Here is a 20,164-nt window from a genome sequence, read left to right as displayed (position 1 = left end):
TTTTGAAATATTTCAAAAGAAGAAACAAAAGATGGAACAAAAAAAATTCGACTTAAACTCACTCGTAGGCTTTTTATTAATTGGTGGTATCCTAATCTGGATGCTCTATATGAACAAACCCACCGAAGCCGAGCTTCAAGCTGAAAAAGCCAAAACCGAAGCGGCTGCCAAGCAAGAAGCCGAAGCCAAAAAAATAGCCGGGGATGTTACGCTCTCTGAAGCAACCGCCGATACAATGAAATCTGTTAAGCCTGGAGATTCTTTGGCGTACGAGCAGTTAAAAAACAAATTAGGTTCCTTTGCATATTCGGGAACGCTACCTTCTGCTACAGACGATATCACTGTTTTTGAAAACGATGTGTTGTATTTGGAAGTAAGCAATAAAGGCGGGTACATTGCCGAAGCGCTTCTGAAAAATTTTACCAAGTACGATTCTGTTCCCGTTTATTTAATAAAGGATGGCAATGCTTCGTTAAACCTTCAGTTTTCATCGGAAAACAGAACACTAAATACCCAAGATTTATTTTTTGAACCTACCCTGAGCAACAATGGAGAGGACCAAGTGCTCTCAATGAAGCTAAAGACTTCTGAAAACGGATTTATTGAATACCGCTATACACTGCACCCGGGCGAATATATGATGGGTTTTAGCATCAACAGCCAAGGTTTAGACGGGGTTATAAATACTTCGCAACCCATGTATTTAGATTGGAATTTGAAGGGGTATCGCCATGCGAAAAGTATTTCGTACGAAAACCGTTATTCGCGTTTAACGTATGAATACGATGGCGAAAAACATTCAAAACTTTCCCCTACTGGCGAAGATGACGAGTTGGAAAAGGATGTAACGTGGATGAACTTCCGCCAGCATTTCTTCAGTTCTATGTTGCTTACCGATACGCCGTTTAAAGAGGTAAAACTTACTTCGGTAGATTTGGTGAAAGACGAAGAAATAGATACGGTTTTCACCAAACAATACGGGGCAAAAATGCTAATAGAGCCTAAGAATGGTGCTCTGGCCCAGCATATGAATATGTATATTGGACCGTCTGATTATCAGATTTTCAAAAAATACGATCGCAATTTAGACGAGGCTATGCCTTTAGGTTGGGGAATATTTGGAATGATAAACAAATATATAATTATTCCTGTATTTGGCTTTTTAACAGACTTTTTACCTGCGGGAATAGCCATTATTGTTTTAACCATTTTAATAAAACTTTTACTATCACCCGTACAGTACAAACAGTATTTGGCGCAGGCAAAAATGAAGGTTTTAAAGCCTGAAATGGACGAGATAAAAGCAAAGTACAAGGATAACAAACTGAAAATTCAGCAGGAAACCATGAAGCTTCAAAACTCTGCCGGCGCGAGTCCGTTAAAGGGATGTTTACCTGCCTTGCTTCAAATTCCCGTGTTTTATGCGTTGTTTACGTTTTTCCCTTCCGCCTTCGATTTAAGGCAGAAAAGTTTTCTTTGGGCAGACGATCTTTCGAGTTATGACACCATTGCAGAGTTGCCATTTCACATACCATTTTACGGAGACCACGTAAGTTTATTTCCAATTTTGGCCTCCATTGCCATCTTTGTTTATATGATGATGACTATGGGTCAGAATATGCAGCAGCAGCAACAGCCGGGGATGCCAAATATGAAATTCCTAATGTATTTGTCGCCTTTGTTTATGTTGGTATTCTTTAACAACTATGCCAGTGGGCTTTCCTTGTATTACTTCGTTTCAAACTTGATTACCATTGGTATCATGCTTGTGATAAAGAATTTTATTATTGATGAGGATAAAATTCACGCTAAAATTCAAGTGAAAAAAGCCACGCCTAAAAAACAGAATAAATTTCAGCGTAAAATGGCTGAAATGATGGAACAGGCTGAGCAGCAAAAAAGAGGAAAATAAAACCTTTTGGCTGCAGTAGGAATTTTTTAAAATCCCCAACTCTCGCAGCTTTTTCTTAAAATAAAACCAATCTTTCTCTCCTTTTTTTGTAGAGGTAAAGATTGGGATGCCAGAATCTATAATCACGGTGTATTAAAATAGAAGTTGTATTACGGCGTTCTACATTTTAGGGAAATAAAACAAGACAATGAAAAAACTACTTTTTATTCTTTTCTTCGGAATAGCTCTTACCTCCACTGATGGTTTTTCACAAGGTGAAATTAATCAATTAGACGCACAGGGAAAACGTCATGGCGTGTGGAAAAAGAACTATGAAGGCACAAATCAACTTCGGTACGAAGGTACTTTTGAGCATGGAAAAGAAGTAGGAACATTTAAGTTTTATTGCGAAGAATGCAAAGACAAGCCCACGGTAATTAAAAACTTCACCGGGAAAGACAATGTTGCGGAAGTGAAGTATTTTACGATTAAGGGCAAAGTGGTAAGCGAAGGCCAAATGCGGGATAAGGACCGTATTGGCGAATGGGTTTATTATCATGAAAAGTCGAAAAATGTAATGACGCGCGAGCAGTACACAAATGGCAAGTTGGACGGAAAAGTAATTACGTATTATCCCAACGGAAATATTACTGAAGAAACCACATATATTAATGGCATAAAGGAGGGAGCAGACAATTATTATTCCCCCACAGGCGTATTGTTGAAAAAGCTGCAGTACACCAACGGCCAATTACACGGTGCAGCCACTTATTACGACGCTGCGGGTGCTGTACTCATTGAAGGTTTTTACAAAGACGGCAAAAAACACGGACTTTGGAAATATTACAAAAACGGGGAAGTAATTTTGGAAGAAACCTACCCCAAAGACCCTAAAAATTAGCCTGTTCGGTAAGTTTGCACCCTCCCGATCGACAGATATAATCAAAAAGTATTTTTTATCTTTGCACCTCGGTGGGTTTTAGCCAATAAGGCAAACGATTACACATTTAATTGCTATGAAAAAACGAGTAGTTGTAGGACTGAGCGGAGGAGTTGATTCCAGCGTTGCAGCCTATCTTTTAAAGAAACAGGGCTACGATGTTATTGGTCTTTTTATGAAAAATTGGCATGATGACACTGTAACAATTTCTGATGAATGCCCGTGGTTAGAGGACAGTAATGACGCCATGCTCGTAGCCGAAAAATTGGGCATTCCCTTTCAAACTGTAGATTTAAGTGAAGCTTATAAAGAGCGTATTGTAGATTATATGTTTAGAGAGTATAAGATGGGCCGTACGCCAAACCCCGATGTGTTGTGCAATCGTGAAATAAAATTTGACGTTTTTATGAAAATCGCGCTTGGTTTGGGTGCCGATTTTGTAGCTACGGGACATTATTGTCGCAAAGGCACTTCAACTTCGCACAATGACCAATATGGCAAAACGAAAGAAATTTTTCATTTATTGGCCGGTAAAGATCCGAATAAGGATCAATCGTATTTTTTGTGTCAACTTTCGCAGGAGCAACTTGCAAAAACCCTCTTCCCTATTGGCGAATTATTGAAACCCGAAGTTCGAAAAATTGCAGCTGAGCAAGGGTTAATTACCGCCGAAAAGCGCGATTCGCAAGGGTTGTGTTTTATCGGAAAGGTGAGATTGCCTGAATTTCTTCAGCAAAAATTAGCTCCCAAAGACGGTGCTATAGTAGAAGTTCCCGCTAGTTTTTCAGAATATAAAATTGCCGCCCCTACTTTTTCTTCCGAAGAAGAAGAACTGGCATATTTATCTTCAAAACACAAATATTCCATAACCGATGGCAAGCAAGTGGGAGTGCATCATGGAGCGCACTATTTTACAAAAGGGCAACGCAAAGGTTTGGCAGTTGGCGGAACCAAAGAGCCACTATTTGTAATAGAAACAGATGTAGATGAAAATGTAATTTACACGGGGCAAGGCAAATCCCATCCCGGTCTTTACAGACGTGGGCTATTTGTAAAAAAAGAAGAAATTCACTGGGTTCGCGAAGACTTGGAGCTTGTTGAAGACGAAAAAATGGAAGTGGATGCACGCATTCGTTATAGGCAACCTTTAGAAAAAGCCACATTGCACCGCACTGTTTCCGGACTTTATATTATATTTGAAAACCCGCAATCTGCAATAACTGAAGGGCAATTTGTTGCCTGGTATAAAGGTGCCGAGTTATTGGGAAGCGGAGTAATTTCCTAAAAAAAATCTATGATGAAAAAATTATCCCTATTTGTATTTGTATTTGTTACCACCCTCTGTTTTTCACAAGTAGAAGACGCCTTGGTGTTTTTAGAGTCGAAGGATCCAGCAGTAGTTTCTGCGGCCTTGGCAAATCCGCTTAGCATTTTAACACAAGCGGCACTCGATAGAAAATACGCCCAAGGCACTCCAATAGACGACCGCGATGTTCCTTTAAACGAAACTCAAAAAGCCGAAATAAACGCATCTACCGGAATTACTGTTCTCGCTAAATCTAAATGGTTAAATGCGGTTTATGTTCGCGGGACGGAAAACAACATCAACAATCTTTTAAATCTTCCTTTTGTTGAAGATATTGAATTTGCAGATAAAACTTTAAACAGACCCACCAGCGGAAAGCAATTTACAAAGGACAAATTTGAAGTTGAAAACGAATTACAGTCTAGAGTAGTGTATAATTATGGTTCTGCAACAAACCAAACCGAAATGATTGCCGTGGATTATCTTCACGAAAACGATTTTATTGGGCAAGATATACTGGTTGCTTTTATGGATAATGGATATCCTGGTGTATTAACGAATCCGGCATATGCCACTCTGAGAAATGAAGGCAGGCTATTAGGATACTACGATTTTGCTGCACGTGTTGAAAATCCGAATGGCAATGGCAGTCACGGCGCTAGTACTTTTAGCGATGCTGCTGGATTATTAAACGGTCAGTTTGTAGGTACTGCTCCCGGGGCTTCGTACTATTTATACATTACCGAAGACAGCGATGAAACTCCTGCTGAAGAAGCATATTGGGTAGAGGCGTTAGAACGCGCCGATAGTTTGGGAGTGTATGTAACCAATACTTCCCTAGGGTATCAGGATTTTGATAATTCTTCTTACGATCATACCTACCAAGATTTAGACGGACAAACCACAATTGCTGCCAGAGGAGCCAACGCCGCTTATGACAAAGGAATGATAAATGTTACTTCTGCCGGAAACGATGGCAGACCGGGCGATTTTGGATATGTTGCCACTCCAGGAGATGCGCCTGGCAGTTTTACTATTGGTTCTGTAAACAGTTCAGGGAATCCTTCGGGATTTAGTTCATACGGACCAACCGTTGATGGCCGTATTAAACCCGATGTGGTAGCCCAAGGTTCAAGTGCTGCCGTAGTTGATCAATACGGAAATGTTACAACGTCCAGTGGAACTTCTTTTAGTTCACCCATTACGGCAGGAGCAGTAGCTTCGTTATGGAGTGCCGTTCCGCATTTAAAAAATGAAGTTGTTACTCAGGCCATTCGCGAGTCAGCGAGCAGATACACCAACCCTACCGATAAGTTGGGTTATGGTATTCCAAATTTTGGAGAGGCCCTAAACGCCTTACTTTTATTGAGTGTTGAAGAAGAAATGCAGGATACACATTTTGCCTTATACCCTAACCCTGTTAGTACACAAATAAATATATCGTTTCCAAAAAATTCGGATAGTGCAGAATTTGCACTTTTCAATGTGTTAGGTGAAAAAATTCTTATAACAAACATTACCACGGTACAAAACAGTGTTGATGTTTCGGGGCTAGCTTCAGGTATGTATATTGCCTCTATAACTTCAGATAACAAAACAACCAGTTACAAAATTATTAAGAAGTAGTGGAAAACCGAATTACCAAGCTTTTTAATATAGAACACCCTATAATTCAAGCGGGAATGATTTGGAACAGCGGTTGGCGTCTTGCTTCAGCAGCGTCAAATGCTGGTGGCTTAGGACTTTTGGGCGCAGGTTCAATGTATCCAGAAATTCTTCGCGAACATATTGTAAAATGCAAAAAAGCTACAGATAAACCTTTTGGCGTTAACGTGCCAATGCTCTACCCCGATATTGAAAAAATTATTGATATAATTATTGAAGAAGGTGTAAAAATTGTTTTTACTTCCGCAGGAAACCCAAAAACGTTTACTTCAAAATTGAAAGAAAACGGAATTACGGTGGTACACGTGGTAAGCAGTGTAAAATTTGCATTAAAAGCACAGGAAGCTGGTGTAGATGCTATCGTTGCCGAAGGTTTTGAAGCCGGTGGCCACAACGGTCGGGAAGAAACTACAACTTTTACATTAATACCAATGGTGAAGGAGCAATTAAAGGTGCCATTAATTGCCGCAGGGGGAATTGCCACGGGTCGTGGAATGCTCGCCGCAATGGTTTTGGGCGCAGACGGAGTGCAAGTGGGAAGTCGGTTTGTGGCTTCGGAAGAAGCTTCATCGCACCGTGCATTTAAACAAATGGTTGTTGATGCTAAGGAGGGCGACACCCAACTAACATTAAAAGAATTGGCTCCTGTTAGAATGTTGAAGAATAAATTTTTTGAAAGTGTGGTTCAACTATACACTACCAATCCTACCAAAGAAGATCTTATAAAACATTTAGGTCGGGCCCGTGCCAAACGTGGCATGTTCGAAGGCGATTTGGAAGAGGGCGAATTGGAAATAGGGCAAATTGCTGGACTTATTCACGATATAAAACCAGCAGCAGAAATTTTAAAAGATATGGTTTTAGAGTTCGAAATAGCAAAAAAAGAGGTTGCAAATTTTTAAAATTAAAAAAAGCATTAGTTAAAAAAAACCCTTCCATTTAGTAACGGAAGGGTTTTCTTTTCTATATTCACTTTTAAAACTACTCTTTTAAAAGGCGTTTGGTTGTCTGTCCGTATTTACCCTTTATCTTCACATAATAGGAAGCAGCGGCAAGTTGGTCAACGTTTATTGGTTTAACATTGCCCATACCTCGAAGGTCTGCACTTTGTACCAATCTACCTCTTAGATCGTAAATTTCCAGTCGCTCCAATTCCAATAACTTCGGATTGCCGATGTTTAGAATATTCTTGGCCGGTACCGGATACATCGTAATGCTTCCAAGGTCGTAGCTATTATCGCCAACCCCCAGTTCGCTCTCAACGATTAACTCGAAGTCGCAGGTGCTGGTGTTGCCATAGGCATCGGTGGCGGTAAGCGAAATGGTATAAGTGCCGTCCGATAGTGGCGTTCCTGCCGCCGGGCTCTGAGAGGTTAAGGTAATCGGATCTGTACAGTTGTCTATTGCTGTAGCTTCACCCGTTGCAAAGTAATCTGGAAGGATATAGAAAATATTTCCAGGTCCCGGATCAACTGTTTGATCTGCAGGGCAGGTAATAACCGGCGCTAGTAAGTCTACAACCGTAACTTGCGCTGTACAAGTTGCAAGGTTGCCGTTTACATCCATTGTAAATACTTGAACCGTAATTGGCGCTCCTATATCTGCACAGCTAAAGTTTGTAATATCTACCGCCGAGGCAAAGATTCCGCAGGCATCGTCGTTGGAGGCTATCACATCACTTGGGTCAAGAACGGCAGTACCATCGGCACCCAGTTCAAGCGTAAAGTCCTGACACACTAATACCGGGCTGGTATTATCCTCCACAGTTACCGTAGCGGTACAAGTTGACGTGTTTCCGTTTACATCGGTTACAGTTAATGTTACAATGTTGTCACCAACATTTGAACAATCAAAAGTATCTATGTCGAGGTCGTAGCTCGCAATGCCACAGGCATCGGTGCTTCCGCCGTCAACATCTATTCCTGCGATGGTTACAGTTCCGGACGCATCAAGCGCTACCGTGATGTCCTGGCAAACAGCTACTGGCGCCGTAACATCCTCAACGGTTACTATTGCGGTACAGGTTGACGTATTTCCGTGAACATCGGTCACCGTTAGCGTCACGTTGTTGGTACCAACATCGCTACAATCAAACGTACTTGGACTTACTGATGAAGTCGCTATTCCACAGTTATCGGAACTACCTCCATCAACATCTGCCGGGGTAATTGTTGCGTTACCGGCTGCATCAAGTTGAATGGTGATATTCTGGCAGACCATAGTGGGTGGTTCGTTATCTGTCACCGTAATGGTGAAGCTGCAGGTGCTAGTGTTTCCATTTACATCGGTCGCGGTGAATTCAATGGTGTTTACGCCAACCGGGAAACCGCTTCCGCTTGGATCGCCCATAGTTTGGACGACGCTTGCAATGCCGCAATTATCAAATGCTACCGGGGTAACAAAGGTTACCGTTGCAAAACAATCTCCCGCATCTGTGTTGGCGGTAATGTCTGCTGGGCAAATAATTGTTGGTGCAATGCTATCTTCAACTGTTACCACTGTTGTACAAGTAGAAACGTTTCCATTTACATCGGTTACCGTTAAAGTAATCGTGTTTGGACCTACGTCTGCACAGGTGAATGTTGATTTGTCTATTGTAGTTGTTGCGATTCCACAGGCATCGGTGCTTCCAGCGTCAATATCGCCAACGGTAATACTTGCGTTTCCTGTTGCATCCAATTGAATCGTAAACGGTGCGGCACAGTTTGCTACGGGAGCAACATTGTCTTCAACAGTTACCACTGTTGTACAGGTTGACACGTTTCCGTTTACATCGGTTACGGTTAAGGTAATCGTGTTTGGACCTACGTCTGCACAGGTGAATGTTGACTTGTCTATTGTAGTTGTTGCGATACCGCAGGCATCGGTGCTTCCAGCGTCAATATCGCCAACGGTGATGCTGGCGTTTCCGGTTGCATCCAATTGAATCGTAAATGGTGCGGCACAGTTTGCTACTGGTGCAACATTGTCTTCAACGGTTACAACTGTTGTACAGGTTGACACGTTTCCGTTTACATCGGTTACGGTTAAGGTAATCGTGTTCGGACCTACATCTGCACAAGTGAATGTTGACTTGTCTATTGTGGTTGTTGCGATTCCACAGGCATCGGTGCTTCCAGAGTCAATATCACCAACGGTGATGCTGGCGTTTCCGGTTGCATCCAATTGAATCGTAAATGGAGCGGCACAGTTTGCTACTGGAGCAACATTGTCTTCAACGGTTACCACTGTTGTACAGGTTGAAACATTACCGTTTACATCGGTTACCGTTAAGGTAATCGTATTCGGACCTACATCTGCACAGGTGAATGTGGATTTATCAATTGTAGTTGTTGCGATTCCGCAGGCATCAGTGCTTCCAGCGTCAATATCGCCAACGGTGATGCTTGCGTTTCCGGTAGCATCCAATTGAAGGGTGAACGAAGCAGCACAAGTTGCAACCGGCGCAACGTTGTCTTCAACGGTTACCACTGTTGTACAGGTAGAAACGTTTCCGTTTACATCGGTTACGGTTAAGGTAATCGTGTTCGGACCTACATCTGCACAAGTGAATGTTGACTTGTCTATTGTAGTTGTTGCGATACCGCAGGCATCAGTGCTTCCAGCGTCAATATCGCCAACGGTAATACTTGCGTTTCCTGTTGCATCCAATTGAAGGGTGAACGGCGCAGCACAGTTTGCTACGGGAGCAACATTGTCTTCAACGGTTACCACTGTCGTACAGGTTGAAACATTTCCGTTTACATCGGTTACGGTTAAGGTAATCGTGTTCGGACCTACATCTGCACAGGTGAATGTGGATTTATCAATTGTGGTTGTTGCGATACCGCAGGCATCGGTGCTTCCAGCGTCAATATCGCCAACGGTGATGCTTGCGTTTCCGGTTGCATCCAATTGAATCGTAAATGGTGCGGCACAGTTTGCTACGGGAGCAACATTGTCTTCAACTGTTACAACTGTTGTACAAGTAGAAACGTTTCCATTTACATCAGTTACCGTTAAGGTAATCGTGTTTGGACCTACATCTGCACAAGTGAAATTCATTTTATCAATTGTAGTCGTTGCTATGCCACAGGCATCGGTGCTTCCAGCGTCAATATCGCCAACGGTAATGCTTGCGTTTCCGGTTGCATCCAATTGAAGGGTGAACGGCGCAGCACAGTTTGCTACTGGTGCTACGTTGTCTTCTACGGTTACAACTGTTGTACAGGTTGACACGTTTCCGTTTACATCGGTTACGGTTAAGGTAATCGTGTTTGGACCTACGTCTGCACAGGTGAATGTTGACTTGTCTATTGTAGTTGTTGCGATACCGCAGGCATCGGTGCTTCCAGCGTCAATATCGCCAACGGTGATGCTGGCGTTTCCTGTTGCATCCAATTGAAGGGTAAACGGCGCGGCACAGTTTGCTACTGGGGCTACGGTGTCTTCAACGGTTACCACTGTTGTACAGGTTGAAGTATTACCGTTTACATCGGTTACCGTTAAGGTAATCGTGTTCGGACCTACATCTGCACAAGTGAATGTTGACTTGTCTATTGTGGTTGTTGCGATTCCACAGGCATCGGTGCTTCCAGAGTCAATATCACCAACGGTGATGCTGGCGTTTCCGGTTGCATCCAATTGAATCGTAAATGGAGCGGCACAGTTTGCTACTGGAGCAACATTGTCTTCAACGGTTACCACTGTTGTACAGGTTGAAGTATTACCGTTTACATCGGTTACCGTTAAGGTAATCGTATTCGGACCTACATCTGCACAGGTGAATGTGGATTTATCAATTGTAGTTGTTGCGATTCCACAGGCATCGGTACTTCCGGCGTCAATGTCGCCCACGGTGATACTGGCGTTACCCGAAGCATCTAACTGAAGGGTGAACGGTGCGGTACAGGTTGCAACGGGGGCAACATTGTCTTCAACTGTTACAACTGTTGTACAGGTTGAAGTATTTCCGTTTACATCGGTGACGGTTAAGGTAATCGTATTCGGACCTACATCTGCACAGGTGAATGTTGACTTGTCTATTGTAGTTGTTGCGATACCGCAGGCATCAGTGCTTCCAGCGTCAATATCGCCAACGGTAATACTTGCGTTTCCTGTTGCATCCAATTGAAGGGTGAACGGCGCAGCACAGTTTGCTACTGGTGCAACATTGTCTTCAACGGTTACCACTGTTGTACAGGTTAAAGTATTTCCGTTTACATCGGTTACGGTTAAGGTAATCGTGTTTGGACCTACATCAGCACAAGTAAACGTGGATTTATCTATCGTAGTGCTCGCTATGCCACAGGCATCGGTACTTCCGGCGTCAATGTCGCCCACGGTGATACTTGCATTACCCGAAGCATCCAACTGAAGGGTGAACGGTGCAGCACAGTTTGCAACCGGCGCAACATTGTCTTCAACGGTTACAACTGTTGTACAGGTAGAAACATTGCCATTTACATCGGTTACGGTGAGTGTAACAGTGTTCGGCCCAACATCCGCGCAGGTAAACGTGGATTTATCTATCGTAGCGCTCGCTATGCCACAGGCATCGGTACTTCCGGCGTCAATATCACCAACGGTTATGCTTGCGTTTCCTGTCGCATCCAATTGAATCGTAAATGGTGCAGCACAGTTTGCTACGGGAGCAACATTGTCTTCAACTGTTACAACTGTTGTACAGGTTGAAGTATTACCGTTTACATCGGTTACCGTTAAGGTAATCGTATTTGGACCTACATCTGCACAGGTGAATGTTGACTTGTCTATTGTAGTTGTTGCGATACCGCAGGCATCAGTGCTTCCGGCGTCAATATCGCCAACGGTAATACTTGCGTTTCCTGTTGCATCCAATTGAAGGGTGAACGGCGCAGCACAGTTTGCTACGGGAGCAACATTGTCTTCAACGGTAACCGTTGTTGTACAGGTTGAAACATTTCCGTTTACATCGGTTACGGTTAAGGTAATCGTGTTCGGACCTACATCTGCACAGGTAAAAGTGGATTTATCGATTGTTGTAGTTGCTATGCCACAGGCATCGGTGCTTCCGGCGTCAATATCGCCCACGGTGATACTTGCATTACCCGAAGCATCCAACTGAAGGGTGAACGGTGCAGCACAGTTTGCAACCGGCGCAACATTGTCTTCAACTGTTACAACTGTTGTACAGGTAGAAACGTTGCCGTTTACATCGGTTACGGTGAGTGTAACAGTGTTCGAGCCAACATCAGCACAGATAAACGTGGATTTATCTATCGTAGCGCTCGCAATGCCACAGGCATCGGTACTTCCGGCGTCAATGTCGCCCACGGTGATACTGGCGTTACCCGAAGCATCTAACTGAAGGGTGAACGGTGCGGTACAGGTTGCAACGGGGGCAACATTGTCTTCAACAGTAACCGTTGTTGTACAGGTTGAAGTATTTCCGTTTACATCGGTGACGGTTAAGGTAATCGTATTCGGACCTACATCCGCGCAGGTGAAATTCATTTTATCAATTGTAGTTGTTGCGATTCCACAGGCATCGGTGCTTCCAGCGTCAATATCGCCAACGGTAATACTTGCGTTTCCTGTTGCATCCAATTGAAGGGTAAACGGCGCGGCACAGTTTGCTACTGGGGCTACGGTGTCTTCAACGGTTACAACTGTTGTACAGGTTGAAGTATTACCGTTTACATCGGTTACGGTGAGTGTCACCGTATTAGGTCCTATGTTGGCGCAGCTGAACGTTGACTTATCTATGGAAGTAGTCGCAATACCACAATTGTCGGTGCTGCCATTTTCAATATCGGCAACGGTAATTGAGGCGTTTCCACTGGCATCCAGTTGAAGGGTGAACGGTGCGGCGCAGTTTGCTACGGGAGCTTCGGTATCGTTTACTGTTACATCAAAACTACACGTAGATTGAAGTCCGGCTCCATCGGTAACCACAAAAGTGTTGGTGGTCGTGCCAATGGGGAAGGTAGCGCCTGAAGGCAAGCCAGCGGTCTGCGAAGTAGTGGCACCGGTACAATTGTCGGTACCAACGGGAGTGGTATAGATTATTACCGCACCGCAGATTCCTGGGTCGTTACTCTTAATAATATTAGTTGGACATACAATTGCCGGGGGTGTGTTATCCAGTACTTCAATAGTAGTTGTACAGGTTGAGGTATTGGTACCATCACTCACAGATAGGGTAACATTGGTAATCCCCAGTGGATAGGGTCCTGCTGGACTAACCGAAAATGTAAGTGGATCGCCATTGGGGTCGGTGGAACCTCCGTCAAAGTCTGAGGCAACTGCTGTACCCTGGCAACTTGTATCGGCATTTACGGTTACGGGTTGACATACGGCCACAGGAAATTGATTACAGGCAGATAGCGGATCGGTTACCGTAACCGTTGTTGTACAGGTAGAAACATTGCCGTTTACATCGGTTACGGTGAGTGTAACAGTGTTCGAGCCAACATCCGCGCAGGTAAACGTGGATTTATCTATCGTAGCGCTCGCAATGCCACAGGCATCGGTACTTCCGGCGTCAATGTCGCCCACGGTGATACTGGCGTTACCCGAAGCATCCAACTGAAGGGTGAACGGTGCAGCACAGTTTGCAACCGGCGCAACGTTGTCCCCAACGGTTACAACTGTTGTACAGGTTGAAGTATTACCGTTTACATCGGTTACGGTGAGTGTCACCGTATTGGGTCCTATGTTGGCACAGCTGAACGTTGACTTATCTATGGAAGTAGTCGCAATACCACAATTGTCGGTGCTCCCATTTTCAATATCGGCAACGGTAATTGAAGCGTTTCCACTGGCATCCAATTGAAGGGTGAACGGTGCAGCGCAGTTTGCTACGGGGGCTTCGGTATCGTTTACTGTTACATCAAAACTACACGTAGATTGAAGTCCGGCTCCATCGGTAACCACAAAAGTGTTGGTGGTTGTTCCAATGGGGAAGGTAGCGCCTGAAGGCAAGCCAGCGGTCTGCGAAGTAGTGGCACCGGTACAATTGTCGGTACCAACGGGAGTGGTATAGATTATTACCGCACCGCAGATTCCTGGGTCGTTACTCTTAATAATATTAGTTGGACATACAATTGCCGGGGGTGTGTTATCCAGTACTTCAATAGTAGTTGTACAGGTTGAGGTATTGGTACCATCACTCACAGATAGGGTAACATTGGTAATCCCCAGTGGATAGGGTCCTGCTGGACTAACCGAAAATGTAAGTGGATCGCCATTGGGGTCGGTGGAACCTCCGTCAAAGTCTGAGGCAACTGCTGTACCCTGGCAACTTGTATCGGCATTTACGGTTACGGGTTGACATACGGCCACAGGAAATTGATTACAGGCAGATAGCGGATCGGTTACCGTAACGGTTGAAGTACAGGTAGAAACATTGCCGTTTACATCGGTTACGGTGAGTGTAACAATGTTCGAGCCAACATCCGCGCAGGTAAACGTGGATTTATCTATCGTAGCGCTCGCAATGCCACAGGCATCGGTACTTCCGGCGTCAATGTCGCCCACGGTGATACTGGCGTTTCCAGTTGCATCCAATTGAATTGTAAACGGTGCAGCGCAATTTGCTACTGGGGCTACGGTGTCTTCAACGGTTACAACTGTTGTACAGGTTGAAGTATTACCGTTTACATCGGTTACGGTGAGTGTCACCGTATTAGGTCCTATGTTGGCGCAGCTGAATGTTGACTTATCTATGGAAGTAGTCGCAATACCACAATTGTCGGTGCTCCCATTTTCAATATCGGCAACGGTAATTGAAGCGTTTCCACTGGCATCCAATTGAAGGGTGAACGGTGCAGCGCAGTTTGCTACGGGGGCTTCGGTATCGTTTACTGTTACATCAAAACTACACGTAGATTGAAGTCCGGCTCCATCGGTAACCACAAAAGTGTTGGTGGTTGTTCCAATGGGGAAGGTAGCGCCTGAAGGCAAGCCAGCGGTCTGCGAAGTAGTGGCACCGGTACAATTGTCGGTACCAACGGGAGTGGTATAGATTATTACCGCACCGCAGATTCCTGGGTCGTTACTCTTAATAATATTAGTTGGACATACAATTGCCGGGGGTGTATTATCCAGTACTTCAATAGTAGTTGTACAGGTTGAGGTATTGGTGCCATCACTCACAGATAGGGTAACATTGGTAATCCCCAGTGGATAGGGTCCTGCTGGACTAACCGAAAATGTAAGTGGATCGCCATTGGGGTCGGTGGAACCTCCGTCAAAGTCTGAGGCAACTGCTGTACCCTGGCAACTTGTATCGGCATTTACGGTTACGGGTTGACATACGGCCACAGGAAATTGATTACAGGCAGATAGCGGATCGGTTACCGTAACGGTTGAAGTACAGGTAGAAACATTGCCGTTTACATCGGTTACGGTGAGTGTAACAGTGTTCGAGCCAACATCCGCGCAGGTAAACGTGGATTTATCTATCGTAGCGCTCGCAATGCCACAGGCATCGGTACTTCCGGCGTCAACGTCGCCCACGGTTATACTTGCATTACCCGTAGCATCCAATGGAAGGGTGAACGGTGCGGCACAGGTTGCAACCGGCGCAACGTTATCCGCAACGGTAACCGTTGTTGTACAGGTTGAAACGTCGCCATTTACATCGGTTACGGTGAGTGTTACCGTATTGGGTCCTATGTTGGCGCAGGTGAAAGTGCTTGGAGAAACACTCATAGAAGCAATGCCACAGGCATCACTACTACCCCCATCAACATCGGCTGCAGCGATAGTAGCGTTTCCTGTATTGTCTAATTGAACTGTAATGTTCTGGCAGACCGCCGTTGGCGCAATGTTGTCTTCTACAGTAACTACCGCAGTGCATGTATTTGAATTGCCGTTTATATCGGTTACGGTTAATGTAACCGTATTTGGACCTACATCAGCACAGGTAAAAACGCTTGGTGAAACACTCATAGAGGCAATGCCGCAGGCATCACCACTACCACCATCAACATCGGCTGCAGCGATAGTAGCGTTTCCTGTAGCGTCTAACTGAACTGTAATGTTTTGGCAGACCACCGTTGGTGAAACATTGTCTTCAACTGTAACCACTGCAGTACATGTATTTGTATTGCCGTTTACATCGGTTACGGTTAATGTAACCGTATTTGGACCTATATCAGCACAGGTGAAAGTGCTTGGTGAAACACTCATAGAGGCAATGCCACAGGCATCACTACTACCACCATCAACATCCGCTGCAGCGATAGTAGCGTTTCCTGTAGCGTCTAACTGAACTGTAATGTTTTGGCAGACCGCCGTAGGCGCAATGTTGTCTTCTACAGTAACTACCGCAGTGCATGTATTTGAATTGCCGTTAACATCGATTACGGTTAATGTAACCGTATTCGGGCCTATATCTGCACAGGTGAAAGTGCTTGGAGAAACACTCATAGTGGCAATGCCACAGGCATCACTACTACCGCCATCAACATCGGCTGCTGCGATAGTAGCGTTTCCTGTAGCGTCTAACTGAACTGTAATGTTCTGGCAGACCGCCGTTGGCGCAATATTGTCTTCTACAGTTACTGTTACTGAAATTGTAGAAATATTTCCACTTTGATCTTCGGCAGAAAAATTGACCGTATTGGCGCCAATATTTGAGCAATTGAATGTGTCTATATCGATACTTAGGGAAGTAATTGTACAATTATCAGTTGTACCGTTATCAATATCGTTGGCTGTAATTGTGGCATCCCCGTTAGAATCCAGTTGTACGGTAATATTTTGAACTTGCAGAATAGGCTGAAGATTATCTTCTACCGTTACAATTGCAGTCGCAGAAGCAGAATTGCCTGCTTCGTCGGTTACTGTAAGTGTAACTGTATTACTGCCCAAATTGGCACAAGTGAAACTGGTTTGGTCTAAACTAAAAATTAGATTTGCGGGAAGTGTACAATTATCGGTAGATCCATTATCAATTTGCGAAGGCGTTATTGAAACATTTCCTGAAGCATCTAATTGCACGCTAATATCCTGAGTTATAACTACTGGCGGAATAACATCCTTTTTCTCCGAAACTGTAAGCACTACCGCATTATCGCCCGGATAAGTAATATTAAAAGTAAGTTGCTTACAACCAAAGTCGGCATAAATAGGAGATTGCAAATTTTTAGTAGCGATAGTTCCACTCACCGTAGCGATGGTAAACGAATCGCCTACACTGGCATCAAATCCTAAGGAAAGGTTTACACTGCCATTAAAAATTGCATTGGTTCCAACAATTTCCAACAAATCGTATTCTGTTACTTGTGTTAAACCGTTTATTTCAATATCTAAAACTGAAGTTGCATCAGAGATATATGTTCCCACAAAGGTTAATTTCCCGGGAGATGCACCGGGGGCGTAGATACCTTCATTGGTATAATTTGGTGTGTTGGAAATATTTATTGTACCCACCCCTTTGATGACTCCAGCCACTTTATTTGAAAATGGATCGGAATCTGCAAAATCGAAGGTACCAGACTGTACATCAATACTGCCAAAGTTTTTGGTATCGGTATAAATATAAGTAGATCCAGTGCCTCCAGATTTTTTCATCAAGCCGTAATTATTGAGGACTGTTGATCCACCTCCGCTATAGGTGAAATTTCCAGCATCTGCTTGAAAATCTAAAACCCCAGTAGTCTGATTGTTGAAAATACCATCGGAAATATAAAGATCGCCTGAGCTCGTCATATTGAAATTCCCTTCGTTGTTAATCGTTGTAAGTCCAAGAATGGAAGTATTGCTAGTTGTCGATCTAGAGATAACACTTTTGTTTATTAAGGTTCCACCCCCTGTAAGATTTCCTGAGCTCCAATTTACCGCATTAGTTCCCGAAAAATTAAATATTGCAGTAGTTGAAACGGGAATTGTTACCGTATTAATCCAAGAAATATCACCATTTAAGAGACCTGTTAAAGTTCCTGCAATATTAGTATTTGATGCCCATTGCAAGATGCTTCCGGCAGCTACATTATATGTACCATCGGATAAATTATTGTCTAGCGATTCTAAAATTAAATTACCAGTCTCTACGGTTAAGGTGCCGTCATTATTATTTAGAAGAACACCAATTTTTGCATCTCCAGGGGTTGTTGTTCTTTTTATGAGTCCAAAATTATTTAGCACCCGTGACGCGGCTCCAGAATAATAAATATTACCCCCAGCTGTTTGTAAATCTAAAATGCCCGAAGTTTGATTGTTGAAAACCCCATCAGAGATGTATAAATCTCCACTACCCATTATATTGAAAAGTCCCTCATTGTTTAAATTTGTGAGTCCAACAATTTGCTTGTTACTAGTGGTTTGTTGAAAAATAAGACTCTTATTTATTAGGGTGCCACCTCCTGTAAGTATTCCGTTAGACCAATGTACACCACTACTTCCTGTAAAGTTAAAAGTAGCTGAGATGGAAGCAGGCACTGTTACCGAACTTGTCCAAGCTATCTCCCCATTTAAAACCCCTGATAGTGTTCCCGTCAAAATTGTATTAGACGCCCACTGAAAAACACTTCCCGAAGCTACATTATATGTACCATCTGTTAAATTATTATCGAGCGATTCTAAAATTAAGTTTCCAGTTTCCACAGATATGGTTCCGTTATTATTATTTAAAATGGTGCCAATTTTTACGTCTCCCAAGGTTGTTGTTCGTTTAATAAGGCCTGCATTGTTCAACACTCTTGAAGCACCTCCGGAATAGGTAATATTACCAGCAGCTGCTTGCAAATCAATAACACCCGAATTTTGGTTGTTAAAAATACCATCCGAAATATACAAGTCTCCACTGTCTTTAATTTCCAAAACTCCTTCATTATTTAAAATTGTTAGTCCTGTAATTATTCGGTTGTTAGTACTGGTAAGAAAAACAAGGCTTTTGTTTATTAAAGTGCCTCCACCGTTTAAGGTACCTGAATACCAATTTACACCATTGGGTCCAGTAAAATCAAAGGTGGCAGAATTTGGATTGGCAACCAACACATTAGATATCCAGCTAATTTCACCATCCAAATTACCGGTTAGTGTTCCCGTTAAATACGTATTAGACGCCCATTGTAATATAGCTCCATTAAATATATTATAAGTGCCGCTATTGAGGTAATTTTCAAGACCATCGAGTATTAAGTTACCAGTTTCTACACGTATTGTACCCCCGTTATTGTTTAAGATATTATTGATTCGAGCATTACCTGTGGTAGCAGTTCGTTTTATAAGCCCCGAATTGTTTAATATTCTGGAACCCGCACCGGAATAGGTAAAATTTCCGTCGTTTGCCTGCATATCAATAACTCCGGAAATTTGGTTGTTAAAAACCCCATCGGTGATATACAAATCGCCGCTGCCGGTAATATTGAAATCACCTTCATTATTTAGGTTTGTAAGTCCGAAAATAAATTTATTACTCGTGCCGGGTAAGAAAATTATACTTTTATTAATTAAGGTCCCACCTCCAGTTAGATCACCATTAGACCAGCTTACACCACTATTTCCGGTAAAATTAAAAGTTGCTGTTGTAGCAGATGCCACTGTTACGGTATTGATCCAATCAATTTCTCCGTCCAATACTCCCGATAAGGTACCTGCTAAAGTAGCGTTAGAACCCCATTGTAAAACACTTCCGGCATTTACATTATAAGTTCCATCTGTTAAATTTTGGACAAGACTGTTTAAAATAAGGTCACCTATTTCTACGTCTATTACCCCATTGTTATTGTTTAGAACTGTTTGAATATAAACGGTGCCCGTATTGGTTGTTCTTTTTATTCGGCCATAATTGTTTAATGTATGACTGCCTCCTCCTGAATAGGTAATATTTCCATTTGCTTCCTGCAGATCTATTACACCCGAGAGTTGGTTATTGAATATGCCATCTGTAATATACAAATCGCCACTAGTTGTAATATTGAAATTTCCTTCATTATTAATAGTGGTTGAGCCCACTATGCTTTTATTGCTCGTTGTGGTTAAATTGAAGGTTCCATTATTCGTAAAAGTACTTCCCCCCGAAATGCTAGAACTAATCCAGTTCACTACACTGCCCGTATCTGAAGAGGAAGGAGAAGTAAAGGTTAAATTACTGAATAAGTTAACTACCGCTGTACCTTGAATAGTTATAGACTTCACGGAGGCGTCGATATTTACATCTACATTACTAGCTGTAGGTATTATAACATCATTCACGGCCGTTGGCACTTGTGCTGGATTCCAATTATTGACGTTGCTGTAATTTGCATCTATTGCGCCTGTCCAAGTGATGGTTTGGGCTTGTATATTGGTACAAATACTGAAAGAGAATAGAAGAAGAAGGAGTATATTTTTCATAATTGACAGGAATTAATAATTTGGTTATAGTATTACATCGAAAAAAGAGTAAACA

General features: G+C 43.2%; 6 protein-coding genes. 5 read left to right on the top strand and 1 reads right to left on the bottom strand.

The window, feature by feature from the left end; translation table 11 throughout:
• Window positions 1-31: 31 nt before the first annotated feature.
• From yidC to QCQ61_RS09245, 5 genes are all read left to right on the top strand, one after another.
• On the top strand, window positions 32-1,912 hold the full coding sequence (gene yidC, locus QCQ61_RS09265; protein WP_279447362.1) for a membrane protein insertase YidC: 1,881 nt from the start codon (window positions 32-34) through the stop codon (window positions 1,910-1,912).
• Between the two features lie 187 nt (window positions 1,913-2,099).
• Window positions 2,100-2,792, top strand: coding sequence for a toxin-antitoxin system YwqK family antitoxin (locus QCQ61_RS09260; protein ID WP_279447360.1), 693 nt, complete (start codon window positions 2,100-2,102; stop codon window positions 2,790-2,792).
• Between the two features lie 115 nt (window positions 2,793-2,907).
• Window positions 2,908-4,116, top strand: a complete 1,209-nt coding sequence (mnmA, locus tag QCQ61_RS09255; RefSeq protein ID WP_279447359.1) for a tRNA 2-thiouridine(34) synthase MnmA — start codon at window positions 2,908-2,910, stop codon at window positions 4,114-4,116.
• Window positions 4,117-4,125: 9 nt separating this feature from the next.
• Window positions 4,126-5,763, top strand: coding sequence for a S8 family peptidase (locus QCQ61_RS09250; RefSeq protein ID WP_279447358.1), 1,638 nt, complete (start codon window positions 4,126-4,128; stop codon window positions 5,761-5,763).
• A complete protein-coding gene (locus QCQ61_RS09245) occupies window positions 5,763-6,704 on the top strand; it encodes an NAD(P)H-dependent flavin oxidoreductase (protein ID WP_279447357.1) in 942 nt (313 codons plus the stop codon). The genes QCQ61_RS09250 and QCQ61_RS09245 overlap by 1 nt, the downstream gene beginning before the upstream one ends.
• 79 nt (window positions 6,705-6,783) lie before the next feature.
• Here the strand turns inward: QCQ61_RS09245 and QCQ61_RS09240 are convergent, their stop codons facing one another.
• On the bottom strand, window positions 6,784-20,109 hold the full coding sequence (locus QCQ61_RS09240; RefSeq protein WP_279447356.1) for an HYR domain-containing protein: 13,326 nt from the start codon (window positions 20,107-20,109) through the stop codon (window positions 6,784-6,786).
• Between the last annotated feature and the right edge of the window lie 55 nt (window positions 20,110-20,164).

Source organism: Aequorivita marisscotiae, assembly GCF_029814825.1.
GTDB lineage: Bacteria > Bacteroidota > Bacteroidia > Flavobacteriales > Flavobacteriaceae > Aequorivita > Aequorivita marisscotiae.
Note: the sequence above shows the minus strand (reverse complement) of the source record. Positions and strands in the feature narration are given on the sequence as shown.

Excerpts from the sequence above, each read along its gene's own strand:
- yidC (WP_279447362.1), top strand. The coding sequence starts at position 32 with ATGGAACAAAAAAAATTCGACTTAAACTCACTCGTAGGCTTTTTATTA.
- QCQ61_RS09260 (WP_279447360.1), top strand. The coding sequence starts at position 2,100 with ATGAAAAAACTACTTTTTATTCTTTTCTTCGGAATAGCTCTTACCTCC.
- mnmA (WP_279447359.1), top strand. The coding sequence starts at position 2,908 with ATGAAAAAACGAGTAGTTGTAGGACTGAGCGGAGGAGTTGATTCCAGC.
- QCQ61_RS09250 (WP_279447358.1), top strand. The coding sequence starts at position 4,126 with ATGATGAAAAAATTATCCCTATTTGTATTTGTATTTGTTACCACCCTC.
- QCQ61_RS09240 (WP_279447356.1), bottom strand. The coding sequence starts at position 20,109 with ATGAAAAATATACTCCTTCTTCTTCTATTCTCTTTCAGTATTTGTACC.